This window comes from Cupriavidus sp. UYPR2.512 (assembly GCF_000379565.1).
Classification (GTDB): domain Bacteria; phylum Pseudomonadota; class Gammaproteobacteria; order Burkholderiales; family Burkholderiaceae; genus Cupriavidus.
In genome coordinates this window covers 1-2,715 of the sequence record NZ_KB902995.1, presented here as the reverse complement: position 1 = coordinate 2,715, position 2,715 = coordinate 1, and the positions used below count along the sequence as shown (strand labels likewise).

The window sequence follows — 2,715 nt, the reverse complement described above, 5'->3', positions numbered from 1 at the left end:
GGTAGCGTCTATGGGTATTGAATGGTTGCCGCGCTGACCTGGCGCGCTCCACACGCATAAGCCGGGTGCCAGGGTTCGATGAAGTGACGAGACCGGCATCACGACATTGAGAGCGTCAATCGGCTTGTTTGCTTGGGGCGTGACGCGCGCCAAAAGCCTGCCGCATCTGTCTGGCGCTGGATTTCATCGCCGTGCAGGTACATCGGACGGACCATCACGCGGGCCGCAGTTCGATGAGATTGTCGAACAGATCGAGCCCATCCTGACAGTCTCGACAGACCCAATGTAGCATCGGCCCGACCGGATCCGGATGGTCGCTGAAGGCCGTCAGCGCCGCATCGTACTGGGCATCGGTCGTGGTCGAGCGCATGATGCGCTCGAGATTGGACACGATACCGTCCTGGCTGCACTCGCCGATGTCAGCCTTGAATGCCGTCACGCCACCCGACGGATTGACCGCAAAGAAGAAAAACGCCTTCGTCTCGATCATGGGCGACAGGATCGTCCTGGCGATCGCATTGCCCGGATTGATCAGGGCGTTGAAGCTTCGATAGCCGTAAAACTCAAAGCCGAAATGCACGACCTCGAAGTCGTCGGTACCGCGTACCGAATGCCCGAAGTTGAAGCCACCGCGCGTGAGGTCTTGTGGAATATCGTCGACGGGACGCAGTGCCAGGCAGACATAGCGCGTTTGGCCCTCGGCCACGAGCCCCATGGCAAAGCAAGGCGCTCGCTCGGCCAGCAGGGCCTCGACAAAATTCCGGTTCATGCGTAGCGTGGGCAGCATCAGGATTCCTTCGTCGTGAGGATAAAAATTCGCCGCTCCTGCTGCTCATCGGCGTCGAACATCAATGGCTACTCGTCGTCGAGATCGAACAGCGCGCGATCTGCCGGACGGAACAGGAACTCGTCCATCATCCCGCGGAAATCCGCAACATCCCACTCGCCGCGGTCGACACGGCGCAGCAACGCCTCGCCGGCCAGCATGATCTTTCGCTCGCGATCCGCGCGCGTTTGCTTGACCTGCTGGCGCTGTGCCTTGGCGGCTGCCTTGCGGGCTGTCTTGATCTCCTGCAGCTTGTCGTCTGTCGCGGCGAGGCGACGTTTCAGCATGTTCATCCTGAAGTCCTGTGCGATGAATCAGTTTGCGCTGACAGCCGCCATGTCGGCGGGCGCCGGATCGGGGGCGAAAGTACGCCAGGATCGGCGAAGACCTTGTGGGGTGGGCGTTTGCGGAGCGCAGTATTTGTGGTTCGACGAGACTCCACCCGTTACCTCCTGTCGTAATCAATGCACGGCGTCTGGCCTCAGGGAGGCCAAGCTCGCCAAGGCGTCAGCCAGCCACCTGGATCGTTCGCACGGGGCCGTCGTCGCTTCCGTTGCCCGGTTGCGTTGCATGATAACGTACGCTTCCAGAAGAGGGTCGGCCGGAATTCGTGAAATTTTCGCCAAAGTTTGCTTAAGTATTTGATCCGTAAAGAAAACTCGTCCTCTGCGCCGAGCCAACCACGATTGTATGGGCAATGCCGGGCGTGACGCCGCTATCGCGTATGGATGTAGGCACTGAAGAGCCCTGGGTGCAGGTCGCGCAAGGTCTTTCGTCGTTCGAGAAGTTCATGCTGCCGGCCTTCGCGTTCAAGGCTCAACATTTCGAGCATGATCCGCATCCCCTGTTCGGGCAACGAGCGCGTCGAGGATTCGGCCGCGCGCAGAAATGTGGCAAGCCCAGGCTTTTCCGTCAATGCCCACGCCGGGAACCAGGCGAGATCATCGAGCGTCCCGTCACCATCGAAATTTGCGTCAAATACCCGGCGCAGCGCCAGCAACGACGAATCACCGAGCCCTTGCATCAACCCGCCAAGCCGCTTCGGCGACAGCCAGGCGAGCTCGGCCAGCAGCGGCCACGCCGATTCAAGCCCCTGAAGCCGGTAGACCGTTTCCGCCATCCAGGCGAGCGTCGTGGGGATGCGTCGCCACGACTCGATCCGTGCGATGCTCTCGCGTGCCGAAGGCCACGCCGCCGCACGGATCCATAGTGGCACGGTATGCGATTCCGGCATGTCGCGGCGAAACGGCAGATGGGAGGCGGCTTGCGCGAGGGCACGCCACAGCGGCACGCACCAGGCCGTGCCGCCGGCATCGCCAAATGCACGGCGCGCCGCCGGCACGATCCGCGAAGACCATGCCTCGCACGTGTCGCGCAGTACCGCATGATTTGTCATGGCCCCCCGAACAGGACGCTCAAGAACCTCGACCAGTATCTCGAGGGTCGGCGCGAGCGCGTCGATCGGATATTCCGAGGTCAGCCGAAGCAGCGCCTCACGTCCGGCGGTGGCATTGCGTTGCTCAAGCGCCGCCAGCACGTCATTGCGTAGCATGACGTCGCGGCTGTGTTCGAAGAGGTCGAGCTGATTCGTCACGGTGTTCAGGCCGGTGGTTTTCCAAGAGTCTGCATCAGTTGCCCGCTTACAGGAGCGGACCACGACTGGTAAGCCTTCGACATGCGTCGATGGCGCTGTCTCGCACGTCGTCTCGCGCCGGATGCGCGCCGCGCTCGCCGAAGTCGCGGGCATTCTTGCCAACTTCCCACTACGCCGCCGATCCGAAAATGAAATCGATCGACGCATGCTTATCCGGTTGTCTCCCAAGCCCTCTACCGATAGTATGTTGGTCATCTGTGCCACCCCGGGGCAACCATGGTTATTGACGTGCTTG

3 protein-coding genes are annotated in these 2,715 nt (G+C 61.5%); all 3 read right to left on the bottom strand.

All coding sequences use genetic code 11. The features are described 5' to 3' along the window. Positions 1-214: 214 nt before the first annotated feature. Positions 215-787 (bottom strand): hypothetical protein, encoded by a 573-nt coding sequence (locus A3A5_RS0116750; RefSeq protein ID WP_018311699.1) that lies wholly within the window; start codon positions 785-787, stop codon positions 215-217. A 68-nt stretch (positions 788-855) separates the two neighbouring features. Further along, the gene (locus A3A5_RS0116745) at positions 856-1,119 is read right to left on the bottom strand and encodes a hypothetical protein (protein WP_018311698.1); all 264 of its coding nucleotides are present in this window, start codon (positions 1,117-1,119) and stop codon (positions 856-858) included. Between the two features lie 422 nt (positions 1,120-1,541). Next, positions 1,542-2,715, bottom strand: a 1,174-nt coding sequence (locus A3A5_RS44855; protein WP_232431368.1) for a hypothetical protein, incomplete at its 5' end; no start/stop codon positions are given.